23 protein-coding genes and 5 pseudogenes are annotated in these 26,895 nt (G+C 70.7%); 18 read left to right on the top strand and 10 right to left on the bottom strand.

The features are described from left to right. The first annotated feature begins 329 nt into the window (after positions 1-329). The 3 genes and pseudogenes from ACH4LD_RS33365 (at position 330) to ACH4LD_RS33355 (ending at position 1,966) form a co-directional block, all read left to right on the top strand. Positions 330-1,508: a Cmx/CmrA family chloramphenicol efflux MFS transporter gene (locus tag ACH4LD_RS33365; protein WP_398057822.1), complete on the top strand. Its 1,179-nt coding sequence runs from the start codon at positions 330-332 to the stop codon at positions 1,506-1,508. After that, positions 1,505-1,612 (top strand): annotated as a pseudogene (locus ACH4LD_RS33360) (IS481 family transposase); the annotation flags it as partial. The gene ACH4LD_RS33365 and the pseudogene ACH4LD_RS33360, both read left to right, overlap by 4 nt. 69 nt (positions 1,613-1,681) lie before the next feature. After that, positions 1,682-1,966, top strand: coding sequence for a hypothetical protein (locus ACH4LD_RS33355; protein ID WP_398057823.1), 285 nt, complete (start codon positions 1,682-1,684; stop codon positions 1,964-1,966). Between the two features lie 561 nt (positions 1,967-2,527). On the opposite strand, the gene ACH4LD_RS33350 is transcribed toward ACH4LD_RS33355, so the two are convergent. Continuing rightward, complete coding sequence (locus ACH4LD_RS33350) at positions 2,528-3,214, bottom strand: esterase/lipase family protein (RefSeq protein ID WP_398106203.1); 687 nt, start codon at positions 3,212-3,214, stop codon at positions 2,528-2,530. Between the two features lie 1,325 nt (positions 3,215-4,539). Here ACH4LD_RS33350 and ACH4LD_RS33345 point away from each other — a divergent pair. Next, positions 4,540-4,879, top strand: a pseudogene (locus tag ACH4LD_RS33345) (transposase); the annotation flags it as partial. Between the two features lie 484 nt (positions 4,880-5,363). On the opposite strand, the gene ACH4LD_RS33340 reads toward ACH4LD_RS33345, so the two are convergent. Continuing rightward, positions 5,364-6,185, bottom strand: coding sequence for a DUF1963 domain-containing protein (locus tag ACH4LD_RS33340; RefSeq protein ID WP_398057825.1), 822 nt, complete (start codon positions 6,183-6,185; stop codon positions 5,364-5,366). 575 nt (positions 6,186-6,760) lie between these two features. Between ACH4LD_RS33340 and ACH4LD_RS33335 the strand changes: the two genes are divergently transcribed. The 5 genes from ACH4LD_RS33335 to ACH4LD_RS33315 all read left to right on the top strand — a co-directional run bounded on the left by ACH4LD_RS33335 (position 6,761) and on the right by ACH4LD_RS33315 (position 11,675). Next, positions 6,761-7,927 carry a sensor histidine kinase gene (locus ACH4LD_RS33335; RefSeq protein WP_398057826.1) on the top strand — a complete coding sequence of 389 codons (1,167 nt, stop codon included), beginning with the start codon at positions 6,761-6,763 and terminating at the stop codon, positions 7,925-7,927. Positions 7,928-7,949: 22 nt separating this feature from the next. Further along, positions 7,950-8,609, top strand: a complete 660-nt coding sequence (locus ACH4LD_RS33330) for a response regulator (protein ID WP_398057827.1) — start codon at positions 7,950-7,952, stop codon at positions 8,607-8,609. 113 nt (positions 8,610-8,722) lie between these two features. Next, entirely contained in the window at positions 8,723-9,361 is a 639-nt protein-coding gene (locus ACH4LD_RS33325; RefSeq protein ID WP_398057828.1) for a GPP34 family phosphoprotein, read from the top strand. A gap of 13 nt (positions 9,362-9,374) precedes the next feature. After that, positions 9,375-10,934 carry a carboxylesterase/lipase family protein gene (locus ACH4LD_RS33320; RefSeq protein WP_398057829.1) on the top strand — a complete coding sequence of 520 codons (1,560 nt, stop codon included), beginning with the start codon at positions 9,375-9,377 and terminating at the stop codon, positions 10,932-10,934. A 93-nt stretch (positions 10,935-11,027) separates the two neighbouring features. After that, the gene (locus ACH4LD_RS33315) at positions 11,028-11,675 is read left to right on the top strand and encodes a hypothetical protein (protein ID WP_398057830.1); all 648 of its coding nucleotides are present in this window, start codon (positions 11,028-11,030) and stop codon (positions 11,673-11,675) included. Between the two features lie 798 nt (positions 11,676-12,473). Here the strand turns inward: ACH4LD_RS33315 and ACH4LD_RS33310 are convergent. Beyond that, on the bottom strand, positions 12,474-13,325 hold the full coding sequence (locus ACH4LD_RS33310; RefSeq protein ID WP_398057831.1) for a MarR family transcriptional regulator: 852 nt from the start codon (positions 13,323-13,325) through the stop codon (positions 12,474-12,476). A gap of 136 nt (positions 13,326-13,461) precedes the next feature. On the opposite strand from ACH4LD_RS33310, the pseudogene ACH4LD_RS33305 reads away from it, so the two are divergent. Then, a pseudogene (locus ACH4LD_RS33305) lies at positions 13,462-13,656 on the top strand (transporter); the annotation flags it as partial. Between the two features lie 48 nt (positions 13,657-13,704). On the opposite strand, the pseudogene ACH4LD_RS33300 reads toward ACH4LD_RS33305, so the two are convergent. After that, a pseudogene (locus tag ACH4LD_RS33300) lies at positions 13,705-13,991 on the bottom strand (transposase); the annotation flags it as partial. Positions 13,992-14,110: 119 nt separating this feature from the next. Then, positions 14,111-15,034, bottom strand: a complete 924-nt coding sequence (locus ACH4LD_RS33295) for an ion transporter (protein WP_398057832.1) — start codon at positions 15,032-15,034, stop codon at positions 14,111-14,113. A 162-nt stretch (positions 15,035-15,196) separates the two neighbouring features. Between ACH4LD_RS33295 and ACH4LD_RS33290 the strand changes: the two genes are divergently transcribed. After that, positions 15,197-15,418, top strand: a complete 222-nt coding sequence (locus tag ACH4LD_RS33290) for a twin-arginine translocase TatA/TatE family subunit (protein WP_398057833.1) — start codon at positions 15,197-15,199, stop codon at positions 15,416-15,418. A 41-nt stretch (positions 15,419-15,459) separates the two neighbouring features. Here the strand turns inward: ACH4LD_RS33290 and ACH4LD_RS33285 are convergent, their stop codons facing one another. Beyond that, the gene (locus tag ACH4LD_RS33285; RefSeq protein WP_398057834.1) at positions 15,460-15,726 is read right to left on the bottom strand and encodes a GlsB/YeaQ/YmgE family stress response membrane protein; all 267 of its coding nucleotides are present in this window, start codon (positions 15,724-15,726) and stop codon (positions 15,460-15,462) included. A gap of 184 nt (positions 15,727-15,910) precedes the next feature. On the opposite strand from ACH4LD_RS33285, the gene ACH4LD_RS33280 reads away from it, so the two are divergent. Beyond that, entirely contained in the window at positions 15,911-16,300 is a 390-nt protein-coding gene (locus ACH4LD_RS33280; protein WP_132788107.1) for a BlaI/MecI/CopY family transcriptional regulator, read from the top strand. Positions 16,301-16,306: 6 nt separating this feature from the next. Beyond that, a complete protein-coding gene (locus ACH4LD_RS33275) occupies positions 16,307-17,242 on the top strand; it encodes a M56 family metallopeptidase (protein WP_398057835.1) in 936 nt (311 codons plus the stop codon). Between the two features lie 121 nt (positions 17,243-17,363). Here ACH4LD_RS33275 and ACH4LD_RS33270 read toward each other — a convergent pair whose 3' ends face one another. Then, positions 17,364-18,485 (bottom strand): epoxide hydrolase family protein, encoded by a 1,122-nt coding sequence (locus ACH4LD_RS33270; protein WP_398057836.1) that lies wholly within the window; start codon positions 18,483-18,485, stop codon positions 17,364-17,366. A 584-nt stretch (positions 18,486-19,069) separates the two neighbouring features. After that, entirely contained in the window at positions 19,070-19,837 is a 768-nt protein-coding gene (locus ACH4LD_RS33265; protein ID WP_398057837.1) for an SAM-dependent methyltransferase, read from the bottom strand. 427 nt (positions 19,838-20,264) lie between these two features. Between ACH4LD_RS33265 and ACH4LD_RS33260 the strand changes: the two are divergent. After that, positions 20,265-20,633: pseudogene (locus ACH4LD_RS33260) on the top strand (carotenoid oxygenase family protein); the annotation flags it as partial. Positions 20,634-20,903: 270 nt separating this feature from the next. Beyond that, entirely contained in the window at positions 20,904-21,878 is a 975-nt protein-coding gene (locus ACH4LD_RS33255; RefSeq protein ID WP_398057926.1) for an NAD(P)H-quinone oxidoreductase, read from the top strand. 113 nt (positions 21,879-21,991) lie between these two features. Here the strand turns inward: ACH4LD_RS33255 and ACH4LD_RS33250 are convergent, their stop codons facing one another. Both ACH4LD_RS33250 and ACH4LD_RS33245 read right to left on the bottom strand, forming a co-directional pair. After that, positions 21,992-22,636 (bottom strand): DUF305 domain-containing protein, encoded by a 645-nt coding sequence (locus ACH4LD_RS33250; protein ID WP_398057838.1) that lies wholly within the window; start codon positions 22,634-22,636, stop codon positions 21,992-21,994. A gap of 85 nt (positions 22,637-22,721) precedes the next feature. Continuing rightward, positions 22,722-23,657, bottom strand: a complete 936-nt coding sequence (locus tag ACH4LD_RS33245) for a DUF1996 domain-containing protein (RefSeq protein ID WP_398057839.1) — start codon at positions 23,655-23,657, stop codon at positions 22,722-22,724. Between the two features lie 264 nt (positions 23,658-23,921). Here ACH4LD_RS33245 and ACH4LD_RS33240 point away from each other — a divergent pair, with 264 nt between their 5' ends. The 3 genes from ACH4LD_RS33240 to ACH4LD_RS33230 all read left to right on the top strand — a co-directional run bounded on the left by ACH4LD_RS33240 (position 23,922) and on the right by ACH4LD_RS33230 (position 26,862). Then, positions 23,922-24,923 carry a LacI family DNA-binding transcriptional regulator gene (locus ACH4LD_RS33240; RefSeq protein ID WP_398057840.1) on the top strand — a complete coding sequence of 334 codons (1,002 nt, stop codon included), beginning with the start codon at positions 23,922-23,924 and terminating at the stop codon, positions 24,921-24,923. Between the two features lie 352 nt (positions 24,924-25,275). Then, entirely contained in the window at positions 25,276-26,247 is a 972-nt protein-coding gene (locus ACH4LD_RS33235) for an alpha/beta hydrolase (RefSeq protein WP_398057841.1), read from the top strand. Positions 26,248-26,304: 57 nt separating this feature from the next. Next, entirely contained in the window at positions 26,305-26,862 is a 558-nt protein-coding gene (locus ACH4LD_RS33230; protein WP_398057842.1) for a hypothetical protein, read from the top strand. Positions 26,863-26,895 lie beyond the last annotated feature (33 nt).

Below are 26,895 nucleotides of genomic sequence, written 5' to 3'. Positions count from 1 at the left end.
CGGCCAGGTTCGCGTCATCCGAGCAGGACGCGCGCGGGCTGGAGTCAAGGGTCCAGCGCCTGAATGTTGCCAGACATGACGTTGGTGGCATCGGTCAATGCCGGTGGAACCGGGGTGTCTCGGCGGGCGTCGGTCGGGTAGCGTGCGGGTCATGTCGAGTCCTGAGTCAGACAGGGTGGGGGCTTTCGGTCACGCCGTCAGCCCCTGAACCACTGAGCTCGCAGCCTGTCGTCGCATCGCGTTCCGCGGTCGGACGACGTGCGCCTTGGGGGCTGGCCGCGGTGACGAGATGACTTTCTCGTGCCTCTCCTCACCTCGGAGCCCACTCGATGCCTCTCCCGTTGTACCTACTTGCCCTGGCGGTCTTCGCCATGGGCACATCAGAGTTCATGCTCGCCGGCCTCCTGCCGGACATCGCCTCAGGCCTCGGCGTCATCGTCGGGACAGCGGGCACGCTCACCTCGGCATACGCGATCGGCATGATCGTCGGTGCCCCACTCATGGCCGCACTTGCCCGGAAGCGGCCCGGACGATCGAGCCTGCTCGGGTTCGTCCTCGTGTTCCTGGCAGCCCACGCCTTGGGCGCCGCCACCGCGAGCTTCCCGGTCCTGTTCGCGACCCGGGTGGTCGCAGCGCTCGCGAACGCCGGGTTCCTCGCCGTCGCCCTGACGACCGCCGCCACGCTGGTCCCTGCCGACCGGAAGGGGCGCGCGCTCGCCGTGCTGCTGTCGGGCACCACGGTGGCCATGGTTGTCGGCGTCCCTGGGGGATCGGTGCTCGGTACCCTGCTCGGCTGGCGGGCCACGTTCTGGGGCGTCGCCGCGCTCTGCCTGCCCGCAGCCATCGGCATCCTCACCGGCATCCCGGCGCGCCGTGGGCAGAAGGACGCGGCTGAGGGGCCGACCCTGCGAGCGGAGCTCGCACAGCTCGGGAGTTGGCGGTTGCTCGTGGTCGTGTTGCTCGGCGCGCTGGTGAACGCGGCTACCTTCGCCGGCATCACGTTCCTCGCCCCGGTCGTGACCGGCACCGCCGGGCTGGGCGAGCTGTGGATCTCCGTCGTCCTGGTGCTCTTCGGCGCCGGTTCCTTCGTCGGCGTCACCGTCGCCGGACGGCTGTCCGACCAGCGCCCCGGCCTGATCCTCGCCGTCGGCGGTCCGCTGCTGCTCATCGGCTGGCCCGCCTTGGCGGTGCTGGCTGACCGGCCGGTCGCACTGCTCGTCCTCGGGTTCGTCCAGGGTGCGCTGTCGTTCGCGCTGGGCAGCACCCTGATCACACGGATCCTCTACGAGGCGGCCGAGGCCCCCACCATGGCCGGCTCCTACGCGACCGCCGCACTCAACATCGGCGCCGCCGTCGGACCGCTCATTGCCGCGACCACCCTGACCACTGCGGTCGGGGACCTCGGGCCGCTGTGGGTGAGCGGGCTTCTCGTTGCCGTCGCGCTGCTCATCGCGTTCCCCCTGCGCACAGCGGTCACGGCCGGGCGGAGTACGGAGGTGCTCCGGTGACGCATGCGAACGCCCCCTTGACCATCGCGGGACGCCTGAGGCTCGTCGAACGCTGCCGCACTCGTCCGATTGCGCACGTCGCCGCCGAGGCCGGCGTCTCCCGCGCCTACCTGTTCAAGCGGAAGAGCTGATACGACACCTACGGCGAAACGGGTGTAGGAGGGCAGCCGCCCGTGCAGGGCGGCGAGCAGCGGCGCCGGCTCGGGAGCCTCCCCGGTGTAGACGGCCTCCAGGACGGGGGTGGACCGCTCGGTGCGGGCCACGACCACGGCGTCGGCGACACCGGGGCACGGGCGCAGGGCCTCCTCGACCTCGCCCAGTTCGACGTGGTAGCCGCTGATCTTGACCTGGTTGTCGAGGCGGCCGAGATGGACGAGGGCGTCGCCGCCGTCGCGGCACACCCGGTCTCCGGTCCGGTACCAGTGGGAGCCGGTCAGCGGAGCCGTCGTAGGGGCTGAGTCCCGTGTCCGGCCCGCCGGTGGCGAACCGGACCGCGTCGTCCGCCGGGTCCAGGTAGCCGGGGAACCGCTGCGGGCCGCGTACGAGGAGTTCGCCCTGGTCGGCGGGGCGCATCCGCTTGTCGACGACGAGCGTCTCGGCGCCGGGATGGGCGGTGCCGATGGGCACGGTGCCGTTGGCGGTGTGCGGCCAGGCGGCCGGGTCGGCGGACAGCCGGTAACCGGTGCAGGTGACGGTCACGCGGCCCGAGGACTCCCTGCACCGCCCCCCAGCCCGGCCCCGGACGGTCGCGGCGTGAGCGAGGCCGCGGCCCCATCCGGCCGCGGCCGGGGGCGGCGACGGTGGCACAGCGCCGGCCCGGTCAGCCGAGCCCGCTCCCAGTGCCGTCGAGCCGGTCGGTCAGGGCCGTCGGACCGTCGGCGTGCAGGTCGAAAGCGGACCGCCGGGGCGGTCGGGCCGCCGCCAGGTGGAGGCTCACCCGCTCCACAGCGAGTCCGTGGGGCGCCGTTCTGCGCACCCGCTGGGCCGGCGCTGGCGTTTGCCTCCTTGTTCCAGGTCCGCTACCGGATGAAGTCCCTGACTTGCCGGTAGACGGCCGCGTTGGCGGGGAGAGCGGTGTGCTGCAGACATGCCGTCTTCGTGTTGCGCGCTCCGGTGAGGGGCACGGTGTCGTCGGGAGTGACGACGATGTCGCACGGAGAGCGCCAGGTGGCGTATCGGGTGGTTCCCGGTGTCTCGTCCTTGGCGTTGAGCTGGTTGAGGAACGTTGATCCGGGTCGCATCTCGGTGCAGGAAACGCCGCCGCACCAGTAGGCGGCGGGTGTGCCGTGGTTGGGACCTGCCAAGGACACCCAAGCGTCTACCTTGGCGTGCCCTGCAAGGTTCTTGAGGTAGTAGCGGGAGGAAAGGCCGCCCATGGAGTGGGTGACGAGGTCCACCTTGGAGGCGCCGGTGGCAGCGAGTACGCGGTCGATCTCCCGGGCCAGCTGGGAGGCGGTCGTCGCGTTGGACTGGCTGGTGGGGTAGGTCCACCGATCGAGGCGGCCGACCGGCCAACCGTCGGCGCGGAACTGGTCGGCCATGGTGTTCCAGGTCGAGCCGTTGCTGTTCCAGCCGTGCACGAAGATGACTGGATCGGGCACGGCCGCCGCGTGGGCCGATACCGCCGGCGCAGCCGCGGTCGGGGGCAGCAGTGCGAGGGAAGCAATGGCGATCACGCGGCACGCATATCGGATGCTCGATTTCACAGGCAGCGTTGTAACGCCGACGAGCTAGGCCGACCCGGGGTGCGCGCCGTCGATCACCCGACCGGCCCGTCTGCTTCACCCCAGGAACGTTTCCCCATGTCCAGAGCCTCCGGGCGGTCCGGCGTGCACGGCGCAGCAGGCGGGCGGATACGCGGTGGAGAAGCAGCTGCACGCCGGGCACCCGCTGAGTGACGCGGTAAGAAGGGTCGTCTGTACCGAGTGCAGACTTCTCCCACAAGCACCGACGCCACGGCGTGAACGTCCAGGTCGTCACCTCGTCACCGACCCGGAACGCAGGCCGATGTGCATCTCACCGTCCCTGCCGGACCCCCGGCCCGCCGCTCCGCCCATCGTCCCGCCGGGCAGCGCCCGGACCCCCGCCACCCGTCCGCCCGTCTGTCACTGTCGGTCGCCGTCGGTCGGCCTCGGACGGACCATCGATCGTCAAGCAGTGTGTTCCCGTGGAGGCGGGGAAGGAGGCAGAGCGGGAGGGAGGACAGGAGACAACCGTGACCGTCCTCGCGATCTTTCTCCTCATTATCGGAACACTCTTGGTCCTGATTGGGGCTCTTCTGATCCTTATCGGGACGTTTCTGATCACTGTCGGGGTGGCCTTGATCCTTACGGGGGCGGCCCTGATTGCCGTGGGCACTTTCTTGCTGATCCGTGGGCTTCTCGGCCGTGATCGAGGACGAGCTCACTCCTGGTGAACCCGAGGACAACCCCTCAGCACAACCATCTCAGAGTCGGACGGTGGATCATGGCTGGGTGAAGGCGGCGGGGACCGGCCAGTAGCTGTTTGTGTCAGCGACTGGTGTCAGGCCCACCCGCGAGCTTGACGCTTGGCTGCGCAAGGCTCGGTCCTCTGCGGTGCTTTGTCGCCATAACCATCGCCATGCGGTGATCTTGTGAGAAGGCCGGGCACGTGTCAGGCGAGCGAGCGTGGGCAGCGCCGAGACCGGGTAATCCGGTCTCGGCGCTGCCGCGTCAGGGCCCTGGGTCAGAACTCGTCGGCGTTCGGTTTTCGGATCGGGCCGGACCTGAAGGCCGTAGGGGCCCGGTGCGGTTGGCGATGGGTGGCTGCTGCGGGCAGGCAAGGGGGAGGGGCGGGCGGTAGCTGTCCGTCCCTCCCTCGTCGCGCTGCGCATAGTCGCTTATCTGATGACAATCGGGAAGACGACGTGCGGGCGTTGGGCCCGCAGCGCCCTCATGCCGTGTGGAAGTGGTGCCGGATCAGCCTGATCACCCCCTGGCGCGCGTTCTGTGCTTCCACCCGAGGCAGCTGTGTGCAACCCCGGCGCCAACGTCCATGACGGCCTCGGCCCGAAGCGTTGGTGCAAGGGATCCCGCCCATCCGCTCACGACGCGGTCCGCGTCGTCGGCGTCCGGTCAAGCTCCATGCCGACAAGGGATACGGCTACGACCACCTGCGCCGATGGCTGAGCAAAAGAGGCATCCGCCACCGCATCGCCCGCCAAGGCGTCGAGTCCTCGCAGCGGCTGGGCCGCCACCGCTGGGTCGTCGAGAGAACGCTCTCCTGGCTCGCCTGCAGCCGACGCCTGCACCGCCGCTAACGAACACAAGGCCGAACACTCCCTCGCCTTTGTTGCCATCGCCGCATGCCTCATCGGCTACCGCCGATCGGCCACCCTGCTCAGGGCCTGAGCTGGTTTTGCTGCAGTCGAAGCAGACCAGCCCCCTCGCATCCGCCAGGTCTGCGGCGTAGGCCGAGGCTTCCTCGGCCCTGCTCCAGCCCATCCAGAAGTAGATGAGCGGACCACTGGCACAGTCGATCAGCGGTCCGACCGACCAGGGCGAGGTCCCCTCCTTGTCCTCGGTGATGTCACACCACCGCTCAAGAAGTGCGGTGACGTAGGCCGCGATGCGCTCGGACGGAGGCTCCTGGGTCTCACCGTCGAGACAGCGGTCGTTCAGGTCGTCGGAGACCCGGGCGGCGATCTTGTGATTCGCCGGACGCTCGCCTTCCCAGACAGCCAGGTTGTAGCTCATGCCCGGAGACTCTGCAGCGAGGGGGCGGCACCCGTTCCAGGCAGACCGGTCGTCACGGTGGCGGCACGGAGCGGGTGGGTGTGGGCGGGGAGGGCCGCTGATGAGCGCCGGGGAAACCGGCCGTCCCCGTCCCACACGGTCATGCCATTTCGACGTAGCGGTGGACCCGGTCGAAGCGCCTGGCTGCCACGTCCCGGCGGCGGACCACCCAGTGGGCCACGCCGGAGTCCAGTTCCGTGACGTCGTCGCCGCACCTCCAGGTGGCCAGGAGAGCCCAGTCGTCGGCGTCCTCTCCGTGGGCCGTACTGCCCTGCTCGGGGAGGCCGGCCTCCTCGGGATCACGGGCGTGGTGGACGGGGTCGTTCTGGGGCGAGACCGGGTGGCCGCCGATCTGCAAGGTCCAGGAAGGACGGTAGCCGCCCACGTCTGCCCAGGCGTCGGCGAGTTCGTCGGCGAGTTCGAACTGTTCGTCCTCGGGGAACTCGCCCCATCTGTCGAGGGCGAAGCTCTCCGGCATCGGCGCGCTCGGCTGGTGCCAGACGGTGCGGAGCTCACGGGGCCGGTACGGCTCGCGCCGGCTGTGTTCGAGTGGGCTCGGGGCCGTCGGGGTCCCGGCGGGGACGTACAGCACCGCGTCGGACACCTGTCCCTCGGTGCCGTGGACATCGGTGCCGGAGAAGAGGAGCAGGTGGCCGTCGGCGGGGAGCGGGAGGCCGGTGGCGCCCGGCGGGAGAGCCGCGAGGTCGACGCAGGCCACGAAGGGATCGGACGGCCTCGGCGCGTCGTGCGGCAGCAGGGGGTCGCCGCCGACCCGGGCTACGAGGGGGCCGTCACCGCCCTCCGCCAAGTACACCGCCGGGCGGGCGACACGTATCCATTCCTCCACCTCCTCCGTCGGCAGATCCCGGGATGCCGCCTCGGCCCGGAAGCGGTTCATTCTGTCCACGCTCGCGTCGGTCACCGGGCCACCCTAACGGGGTCATGGGCGGACATCGGCAGGACCGAACTCGCCTGAGTGCAAGACGATTTGGCGCTCCTGACCTCAGGAACGCGATCGGGGCTGACGATGTGTGATCGGTGCGGTCTGCCGGTCATGTGAGATACCCGCAAGGCGCGGGCTGACGCCCGAACGGCAGGCGTTATCGAAGTACCGTCTGCTGGACAAGGACGAGTACCGGGTGGCCTTCCCCGAGTTCGCGCACTGCGACGCATCCAAGGTGAAGGGGACAGTGTCCCCGGGCCTCACTCATTGCCTGCGGGGACGATCGTTCGGCTGAAGCCCCGCAGAGCCTTTCGTCGCGTAGGCGACCACCCTTCACGACCACACGCGTCACGGGTTCAGCCCCGGCCGGCGGCCACGCCGACCGGGGCTGTTTCCTGCCCAGGGAAGCCGTTTCTTCAGGATCACCTGGCCGACCAGATGAGTGTGAGCCGCTGCAAGAGGCGCCCGGACACCAGTGCAGCCCCCGGCGTCCGCGAGACGCTCGCGCTGAGGAGAAGTGCTGGGATCGCCGTGCCGCTGGATATGGTCGGCATGTGGACGCCAGCACAGGACGGCAGAGCGATGTGTTCGCCAGGGAAGCGCGGGGTGAGCTGTCGCCCCGGACGGCCCGGGCGCTGTGGTGCGGGTCGGCAGGCCTGGTGATCGTCGCCTTGGGCATTCCGGTGTCCGTCGCCGGTGCGGAGGACGGCCGGCGGCTGCTCGCGGCCGCGGCCCTGGTCCTCGTACAAGTCTGTGCCCTGTGGTGGCAGGTGCGCGTCCCGTTCCCCGTACTGGCCGTCACCACGGTGGCGGGGATCGCGGTGTGGGCGCTGCTGCCCGCGGTGACGTTGACGGGGGCGCTGCTCGCGGCGCAGGTCACGTTGTGCGTGCTGTCGGCCACCAGGCCACGGCGGGTGTCGTTGGGGGCGCTCGCGGCGATGTGCCTGCCGGTCGCGCTGGAGTTCGGGGCGGGCGGCGGTGCGGGCCCGGCGGTCTATGTGCTGACGGTGGTCCTGGCGTGGACCCTGGGGCAGTGGCGCAGGGCGCAGCAGGAACGGATGAGGGCGGAGACGCACCGGGCCGTGGCGGAGGAGCGTGCGCGGATCGCGCGTGACGTGCACGACGTGGTGGCGCACACCTTGTCGGTGATCGTCATTCAGGCCGGCGCCGCGGACGACGTGTTCACCGAACGGCCGGACCAGGCCCGCCAGGCGCTGCGGGCCGTCGAGACGGCCGCCCGCTCGGCGCTGGCTGAACTGCGCCTGACCTTGCGGGCGTTCCGGCCCGAAGCGGACGAGGGCTCGACAGGGGAGCCGCGAAGGCCGGGGCCCTCGCTCGCGCGCCTGGGCGAACTCGCCGACTCGGTGCGCGCGACGGGGATGACCGTGCACGTGCACCGCGAGGGAGCCACTGACGGGCTGCCGGCCGCGGTGGACCTGGCGGCGTACCGGATCATTCAGGAGGCCCTCACCAACACGCTGCGCCACGCGGCCGGCGCCGATGAGGTCAGCGTGCGTGTGACGGACGAAGGGCATTGCGTGAAGGTCACGGTGATTGACAACGGGCGTACGGCTCAGGGACGTTCGGCCGGGGCCGGAGGGGGGCGCGGGCTGGTGGGGATGGAGGAGCGGGCACGGCTCGTGGGCGGCAGCCTGCGCGCCGGTCCACGGCCCGGCGGCGGGTTCGAAGTGGCGGCGCGATTGCCGGTGGAGCGTGCCTGATGACGCCGGTGGAGCGCACCTGATGACACTGCGGGTGGTGGTGGCCGACGACCAGGCCCTGGTTCGTACCGGATTCCGCCTGATCATCGACGCCCGTGAGGACCTGGAGGTGGTCGGTGAGGCGGCGGACGGCCGGGAGGCGGTGCGGCTGACCCGTGAACTTGCGCCCGACGTGGTCCTGATGGACGTACGCATGCCCGTCCTGGACGGCATCCAGGCGACCCGGCAGATCGCGGCGAGCGGAAGCCGGGCCCGGGTCCTCGTGCTGACCACCTGGGACGTGGACGCGCATGTGGTTGCCGCTCTGCGGGCAGGGGCGAGCGGCTTCCTGCTGAAGGACATCCGCCCGGGAGAACTCGTCGACGCCATCCGCGTCACCGCGCGGGGCGACGCGCTGCTGGCCCCCAGCGTCCTCAGCCGTGTCCTCGACCGGTTCCTGCGCACGACCCCCGACCCGGCGCCGCCGCCGTCCCTGAAGGACCTCTCCGTCCGCGAACGGGAGGTGCTCACCCTGATCGGGCAGGCCCTGCCGAACGCGGAGATCGCCGAGCGGCTGGGCCTGTCGGAGGCCACCGTCAAGAACCACGTGACCGCGGTGCTGCGCAAACTGAACCTGCGCGATCGCGTCCAGGCCGTCGTCGCCGCCTACGACCACGGCCTCGTACGGCCACGACACCCCTGACAGCCGCCTCCTCCTCAGGGAGGAGAACCGGGCCGCGCTCCTCCCGTGCTCCCAGTGCCGCTCCGCTCCCGCGGCCGATGTGTGTCCAAAGGTGCCGGTCCTACCGTCGAGCTGTGATCGACGACCTGCCCTGCACCCTGTATCTGCTGGTCCACGACGAAGCAGCCGAAGGTCCCTACGACCGTTCCCGCGCGGCTCTGCTGGTCCGTGCCGCCGCCCTGATCGACCTCGCGCTGCGCGGCCGACTGGAGGAGCACGGCGGCACGGTCACCGTCTGCGGCACGGAACCGACCGGCGACCCCGTCCTGGACCGTGTCCTGCGCGACGCCGGCGACGGCCACAGTTGGAAGCGCCTCGTGCGCCTGCACCGCGCACAGACCCTGACGGACGCGGAGGACCGGCTCATCGCGGCGGGACTCCTCAGCGCGAAGGCGCCCCGCACCCGCCTGGGCACGCGCCGTCTGAGCGTGACGGACCGCGCGGTGCCCGCCGCGCTCCGCGCCCGCGTGTCCGCGGTCCTGCACGGGGACGGCCCGGTGCGGGACGTTCCCGCCGCGGACGCCGCGCTGCTGGCGCTGGCCGCCGCGGGTCGGGTTCGTTCCGTGGTGTCCCGGCAGGACCAGAACGTCTTCCGGGCCCGCATCGACACCTGCACGGGGTCTCTCGCCACCCTCGCGCCGGGACTGGAGAAGGCGGTACGCGCCCTTCCGACGACCATGGTCGCCGCGCAGGGCGGCATGGGCGGCAGCTGACCGAGGGGAGACGATGACCATGCACCGCGTCCTGACCGCCCTGGGCTGCGCCCTGGCCGCCGTCCTCACGACGGCCTGGTCCCCGGCGCCGCCGGCGCCGCCCGCCCCGGACGCCGCCACAGTGGTCCGCACCCACCACGGCCTGGTGCGGGGTGTCCACCGCGACGGCTACCGCACCTTCGCGGGCATCCCCTACGCGGCGCCTCCCGTCGGCATCCTGCGCTGGGCGCCACCCGCGCCCGCGGCGGCCTGGTCCGGGACACGGGACGCGACCCGCCCCCGGAGCGCCTGCCCGCAAGCGGCCGGCGAGGTGCCCGCCGGCAGCACCGACGAGGACTGCCTCCACCTGAACGTCACGACGCCCGACGGCGCCGGACCGGCACACCCCCGGCCGGTCGTCGTGTGGCTGCACGGCGGCGGGTTCACCACCGGAGCGGGCAGCTCATACGACGCGCATCGCATGGCCGTCCGCGGTGACGTGGTCGTCGTCACCGTCAACTACCGCCTCGGTGCCCTCGGTTTCCTCGCACACAGCGGGCTGCCCGGCTCCGGCACCTTCGGCCTGGCCGACCAGCAGGCGGCGCTGCGCTGGGTGCGCGCCGAGATCGGCGCCTTCGGCGGCGACGCGCACCACGTGACCCTGGCCGGCGAGTCAGCAGGCGGCTACAGCGTCTGCGCCCAGCTGACCTCACCCGCCGCGGCGGGACTCTTCGACCGGGCGATCGTCCAGAGCGGCCCCTGCACAGGGCGTCCCGAGCGACCGTTCGCCCCCTCCTCCGTCCCCTTGCCCGCGGCGCGCGCGGCGGGCGCGGACTTCGCGGCGAAAGCCGGCTGCGGTTCCGCACACGACGTCCTGACCTGCCTGCGCCGCGTGAAGGTCTCCCGTCTGCTCGCCGCCCAGAGCGCGGACCAGCAGCCCGCGAACGGCACCCCGTTGCTGCCCCGCGACCCCGCGGCGGCCATCGCCGACGGCCACTTCCACCGCGTCCCCGTGCTGAGCGGCCACACCCGTGACGAGGGCAACGGATGGGCCGCAGGGATCATCCGGGCCGGCCATCCCGTCACCCCGCAGACCTGGCCCGACGTCGTGGCCTCCTTCTTCCCACCGGGACAGGCGAGGGCGATCGTCCGCGAGTACCCGGTGCACCGCACCGACGGCGGCCCGGTGTTCGGCGCGGTCATCGGCGACGCGAATTTCGCCTGCCCGACGGCACGCACCGGCCGCCTGCTCGCCGCCCGGGTGCCCGTGTGGCGCTACGAGTTCGCCGACGAACACGCCCCGCCGCTCACCCCCGGCACGCCGCCCTTCCCGCTCGGCGCACCGCACGCGAGCGAACTGCCGTACCTCTTCGACCTGGGCGGCCGCCCCCGCGCCCTGACCGCGGCGCAGCACCGGCTGGCCGACACCATGATCGACTACTGGACACGCTTCGCGCGCGGCGCCGACCCGAACGGCCCGTCCTCACCGCACTGGCCCCGGCGGGCGGTGCTGTCGCTGGCGCCGGACCGCATCGTCGCCACCCGCACGACACCGCCCCGCCACCACTGCGCGTTCTGGAACGGCCTCGGGTGATCCCGGAAACGACGCTCCCACGAACCCGTCGCACGTACGCCGTGGCCCACGAACCGACGGGGAACCCACCACACGAACTCCAGGGGGACAGCCATGAACGAAACCGTAGCCAGGCGTCTGACGGGCCTGGCCGGCATCGCCACCGCAGCCGCCTTCATCATCGAAGTACCCCTGTACTTCCTCTACTCCGGCCCGCCACCGGACTCCAACGTGCTGGCCAGGCTCCTGATCGGGATCCTCGCGCTGGCGCTCCTGATCGTGTTCGTCACAGTCTTCCGTGAGCTGGTCAAGAGCACGGATCCCGCAAGCGAGTGGCTCGGCAACCTCGCCTTCGCCGCCGGACTGGTCTACGCGACGATCACCCTGGTCTCCAGCGGACTGGAGGGCGGCGCGGCCATCGCGGCCGTCCACCCGATCGACCCCACCATCACGGTCCACGCCACCTACCTCCTCTACGGGTCGATCGGCCGCCTCACGCTCGCGCTCCTCCTGACCGCCGTGGGATGCGCACTCCGGCGGACGAGGTTGCTGCCGCGCTGGACCGGCCGCTCCGCCTTCGTCCTGGCAGGGATCAACCTCGCCTTCGTGCCGTCCATGTTCTTCGGCCACACCCCCGCCCACTTCTACGCGGCGAACGGCTGGGGTACGACCGCCCTGATGGGCGCGCTGTTCAGCTACTGGCTGCTCGCCCTGGGCATCACCACCTACCGCAGCGGGGCAGCAGGCACACCCGCCGGCTGACCGGCTCCGCGACGCCCGTGGGCGCCTGCGCGGCGATGCTCGGTGCCACGGTCATGGACGGCTACGAGGACCTGGACCTGAACCTGGACGAGATCGACTTCGCACTGATCGAGACAGCGGGCGAGCGACTGCCGCTGCTCACGTTTCATGAGGCACACGACCTGCTGAACTGGCTGCGCCTCATCACGGGCCGAGTGCGGGTCCCATGCGGCAGAGGCCGGGCCGGAGCGAGATGCGCGACGCGCCGTGTGCGAGATCGACGACGCGGCCGACATGCACTGACCGCAGTTCCCCTTCGACCCGGCAGCGGCGCCGGGGCGTGTCCGGGACTGCTCCACCGTACCCGCGATCCCAGACGGCACCGGAGGCGCCGTACTTGTCCATGCGCCTGGCGCCTGGCGCCGGGAGCCCGCGAGTCCTGGGTCACCGCGGCATCCAAGCACCCGCCTCGACCTGGCAACCCGGCGGTTGCCGCTGTGCCGCCGTGCCGCCGGTGCCGTTCGCAACGCCGTGTCGCGGCGGCAGCGACCCTTCGCCCTTCGATCGGATTCAGCGTTGCCGGCCCGAGCCTCGGCGCTGGAGTCGCTGCGTGGCCCGTCGGGAGCGCCGGACGGGTGTGGCCGGAGGGTCGTCCGGTCCGGCGGTGGGCGAGGAGAGGTCACCGGGAACGCCCGGCCAGGCGGCCGGCATCGGTCCGGCGGATCTCACGCAAGGCCTCGACCATCCCTTCGAACGCAGCACGCACGGTCCCCCGGCCTGAGACGGAGGCAGCGAGCGGGCGATCTTCTGCGCTCGGCGTCACCGTGAGCCTGTGGCTACCAGGGTCGCGGTGATGGGTGCGAGCTCGGTGATCAGTTCGTCGAGTTCGGTGGGGGACAGGGCCTCGTAGGGCGGGGTGGCGAGTTCGTCGGTGAGGGTTTCGATGCGTTGTTTGGTCGCGCGGCCGGCGTCGGTGAAGTGGCCGTCGGTGTCGATGAGTCCGCGGTCGCGCATGCCGTCCATGACCGCGGCCAGGCGCTCTTTCGGCAGGTGATGGATGCGTCCGAACGACTCTGGGGGGTGGATGCCCTGGTCCAGAGCGGAGAGCACGTGGGCCTCCGTGCCGCCGACGCGCGCGCCGACGAGAGCGGCGATGTGCCCGTCGCCGCGGTGCTCGCGCAGCATGGTCGCGGAATGCCACAGCCGGGCGACGGGGTCGCTGGGAATCTCAAGGGTGCGCATGCCGGCGTACATCATCCGGCCTTCGGTGGGGGCGCTCGTCGCGGCCTTGGTGGTCAGGTCCGCGGCGCGCACCAGGCCCGGGGAGTCTGCCAGCTCGCCGCCGAGGATGCGCCGTAGGGAGGCCGCGCTGCCCCGCTCCCGCGCGGCGATGGAGGCCTCGGGCGGGATCGTCTCCCAGGCGCTGGGGATGTGCCGTGCGGCTTCCCCGTCGGCGAAGTTGTAGAAGGCTGCGTGCACGACTTGGGCCGGCACCCGTCCCAGTGGTGCGGCGCGGCTGGCGAAGTAGCCGTCCCAGTAGGTGCGGTGGCCGAGTGCGGCCAGTTCCTCGTTGCACTCGTCGGCGAAGTAGGTGACCAGGCAGATCGGCTCCAGGAGCTCGAACATGCGACGGGCGATGTGGGTCATCGGGTGCAGGCGCGTCTTGCCCATCGGGTTCTCCCTTTGGTCGGTGTGCCGACTTGGACCGTCCGGCACACCGAAACTCATCGGCGATCGAAGGGAAGCAGTGCGGATGCGTTGGCGCCTGCGTGGCTGTGTGTGCGAGAGCGGGCTCCGGGAGGCGAAGGTGTCGGGCCTGAAGCTGTCCCGCACGGATACGACGAATGGCGGCATGACCGAGGTCGTGCCGCGTCTTGCTGAGGTCGAGGCCGATGTGCAGGGTCTCGTCGAGGCGCATAGGGAGACGCTGCTGGGCGTCCGGTTCCTGGCGAGTGAGTATGGCACCGGACCGGTGCATGGGGGCCGGATCGACTCGCTCGGGCCAAAGCTTGTCCCGTAACCCGGTGGGCGGGGTCAGGTTTCGTTGCGGTCGAGTGAGGCCACGTCCGATGCCGTGCCCGGTGCCGCGCCGTGCGATGGCGGTCACGATGCCGCGGGCGGACCTCGTTGCGGTGGCGGTCGTGGTCGTAGCCGCGCTCGGCGTAGAGCGTCACCGCTCTGCGACGCGGTCGGCCGACCCGGCCGCGGACGGGCGGGACGGCGTCCAGCAGAGGCAGAAGCCGGGTGACGTCGCCCACGATCCCCACCGGTCAGGCTGACGGCGAGCGGGGTGCCGTGGCCGTCGGTGATCAGATGGTGTCTGGGGCCGGCCCGGCCCGGACACCGGAACCTGCGCTCCCTCCTCGGCAGCAGCCGCTCGATCGGCCGCACGGACACGGCCCACCACACCACCTCACCTCGTTGTGTCAGCCGCTGTGAGTCGCTCCTGTCCGCGGTCACGCGCGCCCGCTGGCGGTAGAGGCAGTCCGTTCCGCTTCGACGGCCGGTGGCGCTGACGCGTGAGTGAGTTCGAGTTCGAGGTCGTCCAGGGCGCGTCGTGCTGTGGCGATGCGGTCGAGGAGTGCCTGCTGCTCGGCCGGGGCGGGTGCCGGGCGGGGCGCTGGTGCTGACGGGGCCTGTTCCATGTCTCGGGCTTCCTCCAGGGAGGTCAGGACGACGCCGATGAGGACGTTGACGAGGACGAAGGAGGCGAGCAGGACGTAGGAGGCGTAGTAGAGGAGGCTGAGGCGGGAGATTTCGAGGCCGGAGTGGACGGCGTCGCCGATGCCGTCGAGGGTCATGAGCAGGAAGAGGGTGAGGGCGGCGCGGCCGACGGAGCCGTAGTGCTGTGGGTCGTGGTGGGCGAAGAAGACCCAGCCGACCATCGCGTACACGTACAGCAGCAGGATGCCGACCAGGAGGAAGCTGAGGGTGCCGGGCAGGCTGCGGGCGACGGCGACGAGGACGATGCGCAGTTGCGGCAGGAACCGGGCGGTGCGCAGGACGCGTGCCAGTCGCAGCAGCCGCAGGACGGTGGTGTTCTCCCGGACGACGGGCAGGAAGGTGCTCAGTACGACGGCGAGGTCGAAGAGGTTCCACGGGTCGCGGAAGAAGTGCCGGGGGCGGTCGGCGTGGGCGCCCAGCCGCAGCAGGATCTCCACGGTGAAGGCGGCCACACATGCGTGCTCGGCCAGGCTCGACCAGTTGTGCCAGTCGCTGACCACGCCTGAGTAGGTCTCTGCGCCCAGCAGCGCGGCATTGGCGAGGATCAGGCAGAAGACGGTGACCGCGAACCACCGGGTCTCGGTGATGGCCCGGCACCATCGTGCCATCGAAGCCCGCGCCGGGGCGTGCCGGACCGTGGGGACGCTGTCCGTCATCCTGCTGTGTTCCTTCGCGCAGCACACTGTTCCCGGCCATCCGGGCTGGAAGGCGGGCTTGTTGAGCGATCATGCTCTACGGCAAACTTCTACAGCAATGTAGATGTCGGCGGGGTGCCGGGTGCTTGGTCCGGCCGCCGTCCGTGGAGAGGGAGCACTCTGATGTTCGGCCTGAGTGAGCTGGCGCTGATCCTCCTCGTGGTGGTCGTCGTCCTCGGCATCAAGAAGCTGCCCGAGCTGACGCGGTCCGCGGGCAAGGCGGCACGGATCTTCAAGAGCGAGGCCAAGGCGCTGAAGGAGCACGAGCCCGCCGGGCCGCCGCCTTCCGGACCGGTCGTGGAAGCCACCGTCCGGCAGCGCGACGACGGGCCCCCGCGCGTCTGACACCGCGCTGCTGGACGGATGGGGTCGGCGGGTGCGGAACGTCAGTCCCGCGACTTGCCGAAGAGCAGGCGGTAACCGATCAGCAGGACGAGCGCACCGCCGATGGCCGAGCCCCACGTGGCGAGGTCGAAGAACTCCCGCTGGACGGGACGGCCGAGGAAGGCCGCCGACAGCCAGCCGCCCAGGAACGCGCCGGCGATGCCGATGGCGGTGGTGCCGATGCACCCGCCGGGGTCGCGTCCGGGCAGGACGGCCTTGGCGATCGCCCCGGCGAGAAGACCCAGAACCAGCCACGCGATGACACCCACATTGCTTCCCTTCGTCGGCCCCTGGGCAGGGGACGGAAGTGCGTCGCGGGCAGCATAGCTTCTACAGCCGTGTAGAAGGTGTGCGGTGGCCAGGTCCCGCCGCACGAATCCCCAACGCCAGTTCGGTACGGGCGCCTCTACGATGTGCCGCTTGTGACGTTGTGACCGGCGGAAGGGAGAGGGCGTGAGCGACCAGCGGCAGCGGCCCCGGCGACGGGGGCAGGGTGAGCTGGAGGGGCTGGTCCTGTCAGCCCTGCGCGAGGCGCCCGACCCCGCGCCGGCGGGCTGGGTGCAAGAACGCCTGGGCGGGGACCTCGCCTATACGACCGTGGTCACCATCCTGACCCGGTTGCTGGGCAAGGGAGCGGTGACCCGGGAGCGCGCGGGCCGCTCCTTCGTGTGGACGCCGGTGTCGGACCAGGCCGGGCTCGCTGCGCGCAAGATGCGCAAGCTGCTCGATGGTGAGAGCGACCGGGAGGCGGTGCTGGCCCGCTTCGTCACCTCCCTGGACCCGGATGACGAACGTCTGCTGCGGCAGCTGCTGGGCCGGTTCGGCCCGGAAGGGAATGACTGAAGCCTGATGGGGGTGTTCGTCTTCCTGCCGCTGGTGCTGCCGTTGACGGCGTGGCCGGTGGCGCGTCTGGCCGAGCAGCATCTGCACCCGCGGACAGCGACGTGGCTGTTGTCCCTGGCAGCCGGGGTTCTGGCGGTGTGCAGCACGGTGTGCCTGGCGCTGCTGATGGTGGTCGGCACCGCCCAACTGCCGGGCAATCCGCTGCCGGACGGCTGGTCGGACGAGGAGGTGCGCGAGGCCGTCCCGTACGACGAGATCGCGGGCAAGGCCGCCATTCCCGCCCTGCTCGCCGTGATGGTGGCCTGCTCGCGAGTGCTGTGGCGACACCGCCGCATCAGGCGGGGAGCCGAAGACGCATTGGCCGGGCTGCCCAGGAAGTCGGTGGCGGTACTGCCCGACGAGGTGCCGTATGCCTTCGCGCTGCCCCCGGGCCGGCGCGGCGGGGTGGTGATGGTGTCCACCGCCATGCTCTCCTGCCTGAACGGGCGGGAACGGCGGGCGCTGTTCGCCCACGAGCGGGTGCACCTGGCCAGCCGCCATCACCGGTTCCTGCTGGTGGTGCGGCTGGCCGCGCAGGCGAATCCGTTCCTGCGACCTCTGCGCACAGCGGTGACCTACACCGTCGAGCGATGGGCGGATGAGGAAGCGGCACAGGCGATCGGAAGCCGCCGGACGATGGCTTCGGCGGTCGGCAAGGCGGCACTGGTCTCCCGGGGCGCTCCGGCGGCGACACTCGCCGGCTTCGCCTCGGCCGGGCCGGTTCCGCGCCGGGTGGCCGCCCTGCTCGGCCCTGCTCCCGCCGTGAGCGTGTGGCCGCCGGTCTTCACCGCGGTGGGCTTGGCGGCGTGGACCGCCGCCGCGGGCACCATGATGTCCGCGCTGTCGTCGGCGAATTCGGCCGTCACGCTGTTCTTCGTGCTGAAGGCGGCGACCCCGCTGTAGCACGCGTGGGCCGTGCCGCGACCGGCGGCACGGCCCACGCTCCGTGGCTGTTCGGTGATAACAGGTCGAACTCGTGGCCGGCGGCGAGCTGCGGGTGCGGCCGATATCAAGCTCCTGACGATCACGGGATCGCCGGACCCAGCCTCGCCAGGTCAACTGCCGTGCGGACACCGGCGGCGTACTCCGACGGGCGCTCCCAGGCCGCGAAGTGACCGCCGGCGGGTTCCTCCGTCCAGGAGCGGACGTCGAAGAAGCGTGCCGCGAACTCGCGGGGCGCGTTGACGAGGTCCATCGGGAAGATCGTGAACGCCGTGGGGACGTCGATGCGTCCGGTCGGCTTCGCCGCGCTCTCGGCGTAGGGAGTGAAAGAGGTGCCGATGGCGCCGCTCACCCAGTACGCGGTGATCCACGTGAGCAACTCGTCCCGGGTGAACACCGTTTCCACATCGCCGCCGCAGTCGGTCCACGCCCGCAGTTTCTCCAGGATCCAGGCGGCCAAGCCCGCGGGCGAGTCACCGAGTGCCACCGCCAACGTGTGCGGCTTGGTGGCCTGCTCGTGCATGTAACCGCCCTCCGTGGCCTGCCAGTGACGACCGTGCCGGACATACGCCCGCTCCGCGTCGGACAGGTCCCGCGGCGCGTCCACCAGGAAGCGGTACTGCGACACGTCGGTCAGGTGCAGGGCGACGACGCGGTCGGGGTGAGCAGCGGCCAGTGCCTCGGCCACGTCGCAGCCCACATCTCCGGCGGACACGACGTAGCGCTCGTAGCCGAGTCCGGCCATCGCGTTCGCGATCGCTTCGGCCATGTCCCGGGACGACATGCCACGGCGGGCGACAGGGGCGGCGAACGGGAAGCCAGGCAGGGCCGGGATGACCACATGGAGGTCGCACAGCAGCGGCCAGACCTTCTCGAACCGCAGGACGGAGTCGGGCCACCCGTGGAGGAGCACCACCGCCACGGCGTCGGTGCGCGCCGCTCGCAGATGGATCGCCCGCACCGGTGCGTCGGCCAGGCCGGCCAGGGCCCAGGGCAGGGTACGGATCCGGGCTTCGTGCTGACGCCAGTCGTAAGAGCGGGCCCAGTAGGAGATGAGGTCCGCGAGGTAGTCGCCGTCGACACCGCGCGCCCATCCGAACCCGGTGGGGACGTCGACTCGGCGGTAGCCGCGCAGGCGCAGGCGCAGGTCGTCGAGCACCGACTGCGCAACGACGGGGGCAGCGGCGGGTTCCCTGCTGATCATGCTCGGTCGTCCTCTCGTTCGCTCGCAACGTGTCTCATGTCCGCGTCCTGGCGATGCCCAGAACGCCCTCTGAGGGGTGTCTGCCCCGGAGGGGTTACGGCGACGACTGACCACCCAGGCGTGGACGGGGGCGTTGTGACGCGCCGCGCCGTGCGGGCGATCTCTCCCGCGACTGGTCCATCTCCGCATTCCCCATTCCCCAGCGCCCGCGGTCCAGACAATCGGGCAGGTCCCGCCGTTCACAACCGCCGCCGCTGTGTCATCACCGCCGGGCGGCTACGGCCTACGGCGCCGGAACACAGGTCGGTCCGGGACCTGGCACAGCCGCACCGGACCGGCGTCGAGTATCGGATCTGGCCGGCACGACCTCTGCTATGGCCGTCCTGGCCGACCCGCCCATCACACCGGCTCGCGGCAGGGCTGGGAGGCATGACCAGCCCACCGATCGCCGCGAATCTGCCCTCCCTCTCGGGGCGGAGGATCACCGTGCACAGCGGCGGCCGGCACGAGATGATCGTCACCGCCGCCAACGACCACTGACCTGGCTGTGTATCACGAACGACTGCTGCAGAACCGGATGAGGCTCACTGAGGTGGCGGGGCGGTCCACTCCGGTTCAGCGGACGTCCGACGCAGGATCAGGCAGACGAAGCCGAAGACGTCCCGGTAGACGCGCAGCCATTGGTCGCGGTGCGTAGTGGCTGTTGCGAGCGCTTGGGAACTGTCCGGATCGTCGGGGTGGTTCAGGGCCCATGAGGCCAGTGCCCCCGTCCAGGCCCATTCGTAGTCGTCAAGCTCGCCGCGTGTGCTGATGTGCCCGTAGACGGGTGTCCACCCATCGGCGATGACGCGGTTCACAGTGGTCGGGAGGTCAGCGAGGTCGCCGAGCATCTCGACGGCCTCGGGGGAGGGCTCACCGGCCCAGAATCCGTCACCGATCAGGACGCGGCCCCCGGGAGCCAGGTGCTTTCGCGCCGCCGTCAGGGTGGCGAGCAGGCCACCGAAGGCGTGCGTGGCCCCGACGCTGAGCACCAGGTCGAACGCGTGCACGGCGGCGAAGTCCACGGCGTCCTCGTGGTGGAGGACGAGGCGCTCATGAACGCCGAGGGTGCGCGCGGTCGTACGAGCATGCGTCAGCGAGCTCTCGGAGACATCGACGCCCTCGGCCCGCAGCTGCGGATACGTGGTCAGGGCACGCACGAGCCACTCCCCGCCGCCGCAGCCGAGGTCGAGTACGCGCTCGTCGCCGCATGGGATGCCGCGTTCCAGCAGTCGGCGCACCGAGTCGTCGTCGAGCGGAGCCGCGATCGGATGATCCGCATGGGCGAGCCTGGAGATCTGTTCACGGTTCACCGGTGGAGCCTGACATGAGGTGAGGTGGCACGCACCTGGTTTCCCTTCAGAGCCGGAACGCCGCACCGGCAACCACCGTCCAGGGGATGTTACACACACTCCCCTTGATCCTCAGTCCAGCCGTCCGACACCAGCCACGGCTGCACACCTACGATGTCCGGCGCCCACTCCCTCTTGAGTCTGTATGGGTTGTCACGCTGCGGAACACCCGCACGACCGAGATGAAGGGAACCGCCGAAGACGCCGGATCACGGGCGGTGTTTGCCGACCCGCGTGACGAGTTCGCGAGCAAGGGCATTTGCGGTGATCCCGAGAGCATCCACGGCATCGTGGAAACGGGGAGGGAGCAAGCCGACGACGAAGCTCCCAATGTGTCCATGCAGTCATTCCACTCCGAACCGGCAGGAGCGGATGAGGCACGGGTGGGTTGCCCCGCATCGACGACCGCGCTCTGACCGGCCCCCATGAGGGGCTCGCCGTCGCCGCGGACAGCGGTCGCGTCGACGGTCTGCTGCCCGGCGAGTACGACGCGCTGCGCTGGTACGACGTCCGTGGGACCGGAGTCGCTGCGCAGACCTGGCACGCCGGTGTCCTGTCCGTCGGCGAGCCCGTCTTCGCGCCGGTGCCGCGTGGCGGCGAGCGCGGCTACTGGTTGACCTTCGCCACCGATCGGACCGACGACACCAGTTGGCTCCTCATCCTGTCGGCGGAGGACCCCGCTCAGGGGTCGGTCGCCCGCGTCCGCATCCCCGTCCCGCTCGGCCTGCACGGCACCTGGTTGCCCACCGAGGAGTGACGCGGTCGTAGCGCCGCGTCCCCCACCCGGATCCCCTGCGGTCCGCGCAGTGAGTCCGTCCGTGGCCGCCGTCCGCTTCGTGAACGCCAGGGCGTCGGCTCACGTCGTGGCACCGGATAGCTCAAGTGTGCGATGTGTCGTACGGCTGGAGGTGCCCGAGACTGGACCAGGTCCCCGGCCGCGTCCTGGAACAAAGTCGGCGGTGAACGACTCAAGGCGAACGTCGTCGTCGGCCGCCCGTCCATGAAGAGGAGCAAGATGACTGAGCGAATGAAAGCGATCATCGTAGAGGCTCCGGGCTTTGCCGGGGCGATGCGCTGGGCCGAGACCGACGTGCCCGTCCCGGGTCCGGGCGAGGTTCTCGTAGAGGTCAGGGCCAGCGGGGTGAACAACGCGGACATACTGCAGAGGCAGGGCGCCTATCCCGTGCCCTCCCACGACTCACCCCTGCTGGGGCTGGAGTGCTCGGGGATCGTCCGGGCGCTCGGTGAGGGTGTGACCGACTGGGCCGTCGGTGACGAGGTGTGCGCGCTGCTCAACGGTGGCGGCTACGCCGAGGCAGTCGCTGTGTCCGCTGCCCAAGTGCTGCCCAAACCGGCCGGTCTCACCTTCGAAGAGGCCGCGGCGCTGCCGGAGGCCGCGTGCACGGTGGTGTCGAACATCGGCATGGGAGCCCGCCTCCGGTCCGGTGACACGTTTCTCGTCCACGGCGGCACCAGTGGGATCGGCACCTTCGCCATCCAGTGGGCCAGAGCCCTGGGGGCCCGCGTCCTCACCACCGCGGGAACGCCCGAGAAGGTGGCCAGAGCGGCTGGCCTCGGCGCGGATGTGGCCATCAACTACCGTCAGGACGACTTCGTGACCGGTGTGCTCGCGGCCACGCGGGGCCACGGTGCGGACGTCATTCTCGACATCGTCGGCGCCCCCTATCTCGACCGCAACATCCGCTGTCTCGCCGATGACGGGCGCATCGTCATGATCGGGGGCGACGTGTCCCCGGCCAGGCTGGACATCGCGGCATTGATGGCGCGACGTGGCAGTGTGTCGGCGACCACACTGCGCGCCCGCGGTCACGAGCAGAAGGCGAACATCGTCCGTGCCGTACGGGCGGAGGTGTGGCCCATGGTGGAGAGGGGACTCGTCCGCCCCGTCGTCGACAGCGTCGTGCCGATCACGGACGCTACCCGCGCCCACCGGATCCTCGAAGAGGGACGCGCGGTGGGCAAAGTGGTCATGACCGTCTGACCTTGCGAAGCCGTCACCTCGGGACCCGGCAGATGACGAGAGCGGATTCGTGCGGACGTCGCGAGCACAGGGAAGCCCTGGGAAGGAAGGCAGCGACCGTCATGTACCGCTGGTCACTCGCCGGGAGCGGAGGGCATGCGGCGCTGGGCGTCGGACGCGGAGATCCCCACACGCAGCGCGACCCTCTTCACCTCCGGATCGGCATCTGCCTTCCGCACACTCGCCGCGAGCATCCGTTTCTGCCTGAAGTGCTCACTCAGCGCGGATCGTAGAAGGCGGTCGAACTGCGAGCCACGGGCGGCCTCCAGGGCCCGCAGCTCGCGTGTGCTGACCATGCCCGGCATCTCGTGACCCGCGTGGGGGTTGTCGTCGGGTATGCCGGCGTCGGCCAACAGGGCCCGCAGAGCGGCGAGTTCGGCGCGATGGCCATCAGCGACGTCGGCCGCCCAGTCCAGCAGGCCCTTGTCGGCGGTCCGGCCCCGTGTCAGCCGTAGGATGTGGTGCGCCTGGTCGTCCATGGCGATCATCAGCTGGATCCAGCCGATGTCCGTGGCGTTGAGGCCGCCGTTCGCGGTGGCGGTGCCGCTCTGGTTCTCCCCGCCACCGTGAGCGGAGGCGTGCGGTGCGGTGGTCGTCGTCGCGCTCTCGGGCGGAACGGACGGCCTTGGCGAGCCGGCGCATCCCGGCACGGTCAGGGCGCACAGCAGAGCCGCGGCAAGCAAAGTCGCCTTCGGTGCGCCGGCCGCGGCATCCGCCATGTCTGCTCCTTGACCTCGTCATTGTGTCGGACGTTCGGTGCGGTGTGCGGTGTGCGGTGTGCGGTGTGCGGTGTGCGATCCGCGATCAGGACGGATTGCCGTCCGCTCCGCACTTGACGATGGCGTTGATGCAGTTGGTGACCCTGCGGGCGAGTTCGTTCTCGGGCCAGGCGTTGAAGAAGTCACCGTGCATGGTGTAGCCGGGGCCGGACGCCAGTCGCAGGCCTTGGGTGCTTCCGGAAACGGGATAGCGCAGGACCTGGCGGAGCTTGGGCACGGGCACCGGGTGGCTGGCCGGGCACGCGCCGTTCACCGGATAGGCCATGTGGCTCTTGTGGTCGGCGGAGTCGAGGTCCTTGCCGTTCCAGCACTGCGGGAAGTCGAGGTACGACTCCAGCATCGAGCTCGCGGGACAGGTGACGAAGTCCTTGGAGGGGTTGACCTCGCCGTGGTGCAGGCAGGACCACCGAGCCACCGACGTGGGGTCGTCGACGCCCGTGGCCTTGGCGTTGCCGGCCACGATCCGCAGCCCCTGCGGGAACGGCCGGATGCGCTGGATGACGTCGTCCCGGACCCCCTCGCCGAGGTAGTAGAAGGTGGTGCCGGTGGGCTCGACCGGCTGATCGTTGCGGTACATCGTCGGGACCCAGTACGACGACGAGTCGGTAGCCGGGTTGCAGGTGGAGGAGGAGCCCAGCAGATCGGTCACCTCGGTGTGCGCGTTCGTCACATGACTGCCGAAGAAGCTGTGCATGTGGGAAGCGCCAGGCAGGCCGGGAAAGACGATCGGGTCGTCCGGAAGCCGGTGACTGTACGGGCACTCCGCGAGGAACTCTGCGACACGGACGACCTGGGCGCCCTGGGGAGCGGCGTCGAGCTCGGTGGTCTTCGGTCCGGTGGCGGTGGATGCGGATCCGCTGTACCAGGTGGCGAGGATCAGGCCGAGTGCCGCCAGGGCGGTCAGGCAGGCGCGTCGTGCGCGGGAACGCGCTGTGGGCGGGCGGGGAGAACGGTCGAGCACGGCATTCCTCCTGGGGGAAATGGTGGGGGTGCTCTGTCCCGGGACCGGTTCCGGAACCGGTCCCGGCCCTCACCGTGAGTGAAGCGACGTGTCATGCTGCCGTCAATACTTCGCGCGATCCGGGATCCGACGAGCTTCGGTGCCTTCAAGAGTTCGCGGCTCCGTCCGGGTGTTGACGTCCTGGGAACGCCGCTGCTTCACTCGGGGTCACGGGTCATCCTGGTTTCAGTCACGGCGTCGGGTCCCGCGCGGCGGAGGGGTGCGGTGCGTATCACCATCGCGGATGTGGCCCGAGCGGCCGGTGTGAGCAAGACGACCGTCTCCCGGGTCCTCAACACCCGGGGTGAAGTGGATCGTTCGACCGCCGCCCGCGTCCGCGAGGTCATCGACCGGCTGGGGTACGTGCCCAGTTCGGGTGCGGTGGGTCTGGCCCGCGGACAGAGCCGCACGGTCGGCATGCTGGTGCCGTCGCTGACCTGGCCGTGGATGGGTGAAGTCGTCCAAGGTGTCGTCGATACGGTGGAGGCGGCGGAGTTCGGGCTGTTGCTGTTCACCTGCAATCGGGGCGCCGACTCGGTCGAACGGTTCACCAGCCAGGTCTTCGCGGGAGCCTTCGACGGACTGCTGGTCGTGGAGCCGGAGAACACCCTGGCGATGCTGACGGCTCTCCACCGTAGAGGCCTCCCGGTCGTACTGATCGACGACCGCGGCCGTCATCCCGAGTTCCCCCACGTCACCGCCGCGAACCGGGAGGGAGGCGCCTCGGCTGCCCGCCATCTGCTGGCCGTGGGGCGGCGCAGGCCGCTCGTCCTCGCGGGACCGCTGCGCTTCGGCTGCGTGCGCGACCGACTCGACGGCTTCCGCGCGGCCTTCACCGAGAGCGGCCACCCGCTCGAACCCGCGCTCGTCGTCGAGAGCGACTTCACGGAGGCGGGCGGACGCGAGGCGGTACGCCGACTGCTGGCCGAGGGCCGGGACTTCGACGCCGTCTTCGCCCACAACGACCTCGCGGCCATGGGTGTCATGGCCGCCCTGCGCACCACGGGACTGCGCGTGCCGGAGGACGTCGCCGTCGTCGGTTTCGACGACATCCCGATGGCCCGCCTGACCCAGCCCCCGCTCACGACGATCCGGCAGCCGATGCGGGAGATGGGCGAGGTGGCGGCACGCATGCTTCTCGCCCGCCTGACGGACACGAAGGGCCCCGATCCTGTCGCTGAACTTCCGACGTCGGTCGTCATCCGCCAGTCCACGGTGAACAGCTGACCGCCACCCGCTGAACGGCCGCGGGCGGTTCGGTCGTCGCCGGGAAGCAGCCGATGAGGGCTGTTCCCTCGCGGGGCCGGTAGGCGGCCCCCCGCCGTGAGCAACCGGGCCGGATTTCCGGTGGCGGAAGCCTTCAGTCACTGATCTGCTACGGACCGTCTGTGGGCGCGACGCAGGCTTCCGGTTCCATGGCCCTGACAGGAGCGGCCGTGGGGCAAACCCCACAACCAGCCTCCGGTCCGGCCCCACAGGTGCCTTGGGGTCCGCTCGACAGCGACCTTGGCCGCCGCTGAGCAGACTGGAGCATCTGAGGCGGCCCGCCGCCGTCACCCGCTTGCGATGGAGACCAGCGATGCCCGAGACGTCCGCGCACGTCACCCCCGTTCTTGAGCCGGCTGCCGCGGCGTTCGCCGAGGCAACCGCGAATCCGCCGTACCTGTTCGATCTGGGCCCGGCCGAGGGCCGCAAGACGGTCGACGAGGTGCAGTCGGGCGAGATCGACAAGCCGGCTGTCGACGAGGAGTGGATCACCGTCCACGGCGGTCCCACGGGCAGCGTCCGGACACGCATCGTCAAGCCCGCCGGCACCGCAGGCACCCTGCCGGTGATCGTCTACATCCACGGCGCGGGCTGGGTCTTCGGCAACGCCCACACCCACGACCGCCTCGTGCGCGAACTCGCCGTCGGCGCGCAGGCCGCGGTCGTCTTCCCCGAGTACGACCTCTCCCCCGAGGCCCGTTACCCGGTGGCCATCGAGCAGAACTACGCGGTCGCCCAGTGGGTCGTCCAGGAGGGTGCCGCCAAGGGTCTGGACGGCTCCCGGCTGGCCGTCGCCGGCGACTCCGTCGGCGGCAACATGACCGCCGCGCTGACCCTGATGGCCAAGGAGCGCGGCGACGTACCGGTGACGTTCCAGGTCCTGTTCTACCCGGTCACCGACGCCAACTTCGACACCCCGTCCTACCACCAGTTCGCCACCGGCTACTTCCTGCGCCGCGACGCCATGCAGTGGTTCTGGGACCAGTACACCACCGACGAAACCGAGCGCGCCCGGATCACCGCCTCCCCGCTGCGCGCCACCACCGAACAGCTCACCGGCCTGCCCCCCGCGCTGGTCATCACCGGCGAGGCCGACGTGCTGCGCGACGAGGGCGAGGCCTACGCCAACAAGCTCCGCGAGGCCGGCGTGCCCGTCACCGCCGTCCGCTACCAGGGCATCATCCACGACTTCGTGATGCTCAACGCCCTGCGCGGCACCCACGCCGCCGAAGGCGCCATCAGCCAGGCCGTCGCCGCACTGCGCACCGCACTCGGCACCGCCTGATCCAACCGGCCTGCGGCCACCTGACGCCGGCCCACCGCCCCCTCCAGAGGACAAACCATGAGTGACTCGAAGAAGGTCCTGTCCGATCTGGTGCTGTCCACCTCGACCGAGCACGCGCCGGTCGACGCGCCCTGGGACGCGATCGACATCGCCGACTGGCTGCTGAACCTGCCGGACAAGGAGTACCAGCGGTGTGCCCCGCCCGATCACAAGGCGGCGGGTTACACCACGACCGACGACGGCAGGCCGATGTCGATCAACGTGGAGATGATCGGCACCGGGCTGGTGATCCAGCACTACGTCGCCGAGATCGCCGAGAAGCACCACTGCCACATGGTGTCCCTCTCCGATGTGCTCACCCCGAACGGCTGGACGACCGTCCAGGTGATCTGGGACCTGTCGGTCAAGGACAACGGCGACGGCACCCTCACCTACACCAACCAGGTCACCAGCCACCCCACCCAGGAGTTCATGGACTTCATCGAGAAGAACGGCACCACCTTCGAGGAGGCCGCCGCCGCACGGCAGGCCGCCTCCGGTGACCACTGCCGGCGCGAGACACCGCTGTACGCGGCGAGCATCGCACGCCACGCCCGGGCCAAGAGCCGACCGTGACGCGGTGCCTACACGGTGGGCGGGCCCGGACGG

Origin of the sequence: Streptomyces sp. NPDC017676, from assembly GCF_044329325.1 — a bacterium.
Taxonomy (GTDB): domain Bacteria; phylum Actinomycetota; class Actinomycetes; order Streptomycetales; family Streptomycetaceae; genus Streptomyces.
This window is presented reverse-complemented; position numbering and strand designations above follow the sequence as displayed.

Coding starts and splice junctions, on each gene's coding strand:
- ACH4LD_RS33315 (WP_398057830.1), top strand. CDS start 11,028: ATGAACGAAACCGTAGCCAGGCGTCTGACGGGCCTGGCCGGCATCGCC.
- ACH4LD_RS33270 (WP_398057836.1), bottom strand. CDS start 18,485: ATGATCAGCAGGGAACCCGCCGCTGCCCCCGTCGTTGCGCAGTCGGTG.
- ACH4LD_RS33290 (WP_398057833.1), top strand. CDS start 15,197: ATGTTCGGCCTGAGTGAGCTGGCGCTGATCCTCCTCGTGGTGGTCGTC.
- ACH4LD_RS33275 (WP_398057835.1), top strand. CDS start 16,307: ATGGGGGTGTTCGTCTTCCTGCCGCTGGTGCTGCCGTTGACGGCGTGG.
- ACH4LD_RS33310 (WP_398057831.1), bottom strand. CDS start 13,325: ATGGGCAAGACGCGCCTGCACCCGATGACCCACATCGCCCGTCGCATG.
- ACH4LD_RS33320 (WP_398057829.1), top strand. CDS start 9,375: ATGACCATGCACCGCGTCCTGACCGCCCTGGGCTGCGCCCTGGCCGCC.
- ACH4LD_RS33235 (WP_398057841.1), top strand. CDS start 25,276: ATGCCCGAGACGTCCGCGCACGTCACCCCCGTTCTTGAGCCGGCTGCC.
- ACH4LD_RS33255 (WP_398057926.1), top strand. CDS start 20,904: ATGAAAGCGATCATCGTAGAGGCTCCGGGCTTTGCCGGGGCGATGCGC.
- ACH4LD_RS33330 (WP_398057827.1), top strand. CDS start 7,950: ATGACACTGCGGGTGGTGGTGGCCGACGACCAGGCCCTGGTTCGTACC.
- ACH4LD_RS33230 (WP_398057842.1), top strand. CDS start 26,305: ATGAGTGACTCGAAGAAGGTCCTGTCCGATCTGGTGCTGTCCACCTCG.
- ACH4LD_RS33365 (WP_398057822.1), top strand. CDS start 330: ATGCCTCTCCCGTTGTACCTACTTGCCCTGGCGGTCTTCGCCATGGGC.
- ACH4LD_RS33250 (WP_398057838.1), bottom strand. CDS start 22,636: ATGGCGGATGCCGCGGCCGGCGCACCGAAGGCGACTTTGCTTGCCGCG.
- ACH4LD_RS33295 (WP_398057832.1), bottom strand. CDS start 15,034: ATGACGGACAGCGTCCCCACGGTCCGGCACGCCCCGGCGCGGGCTTCG.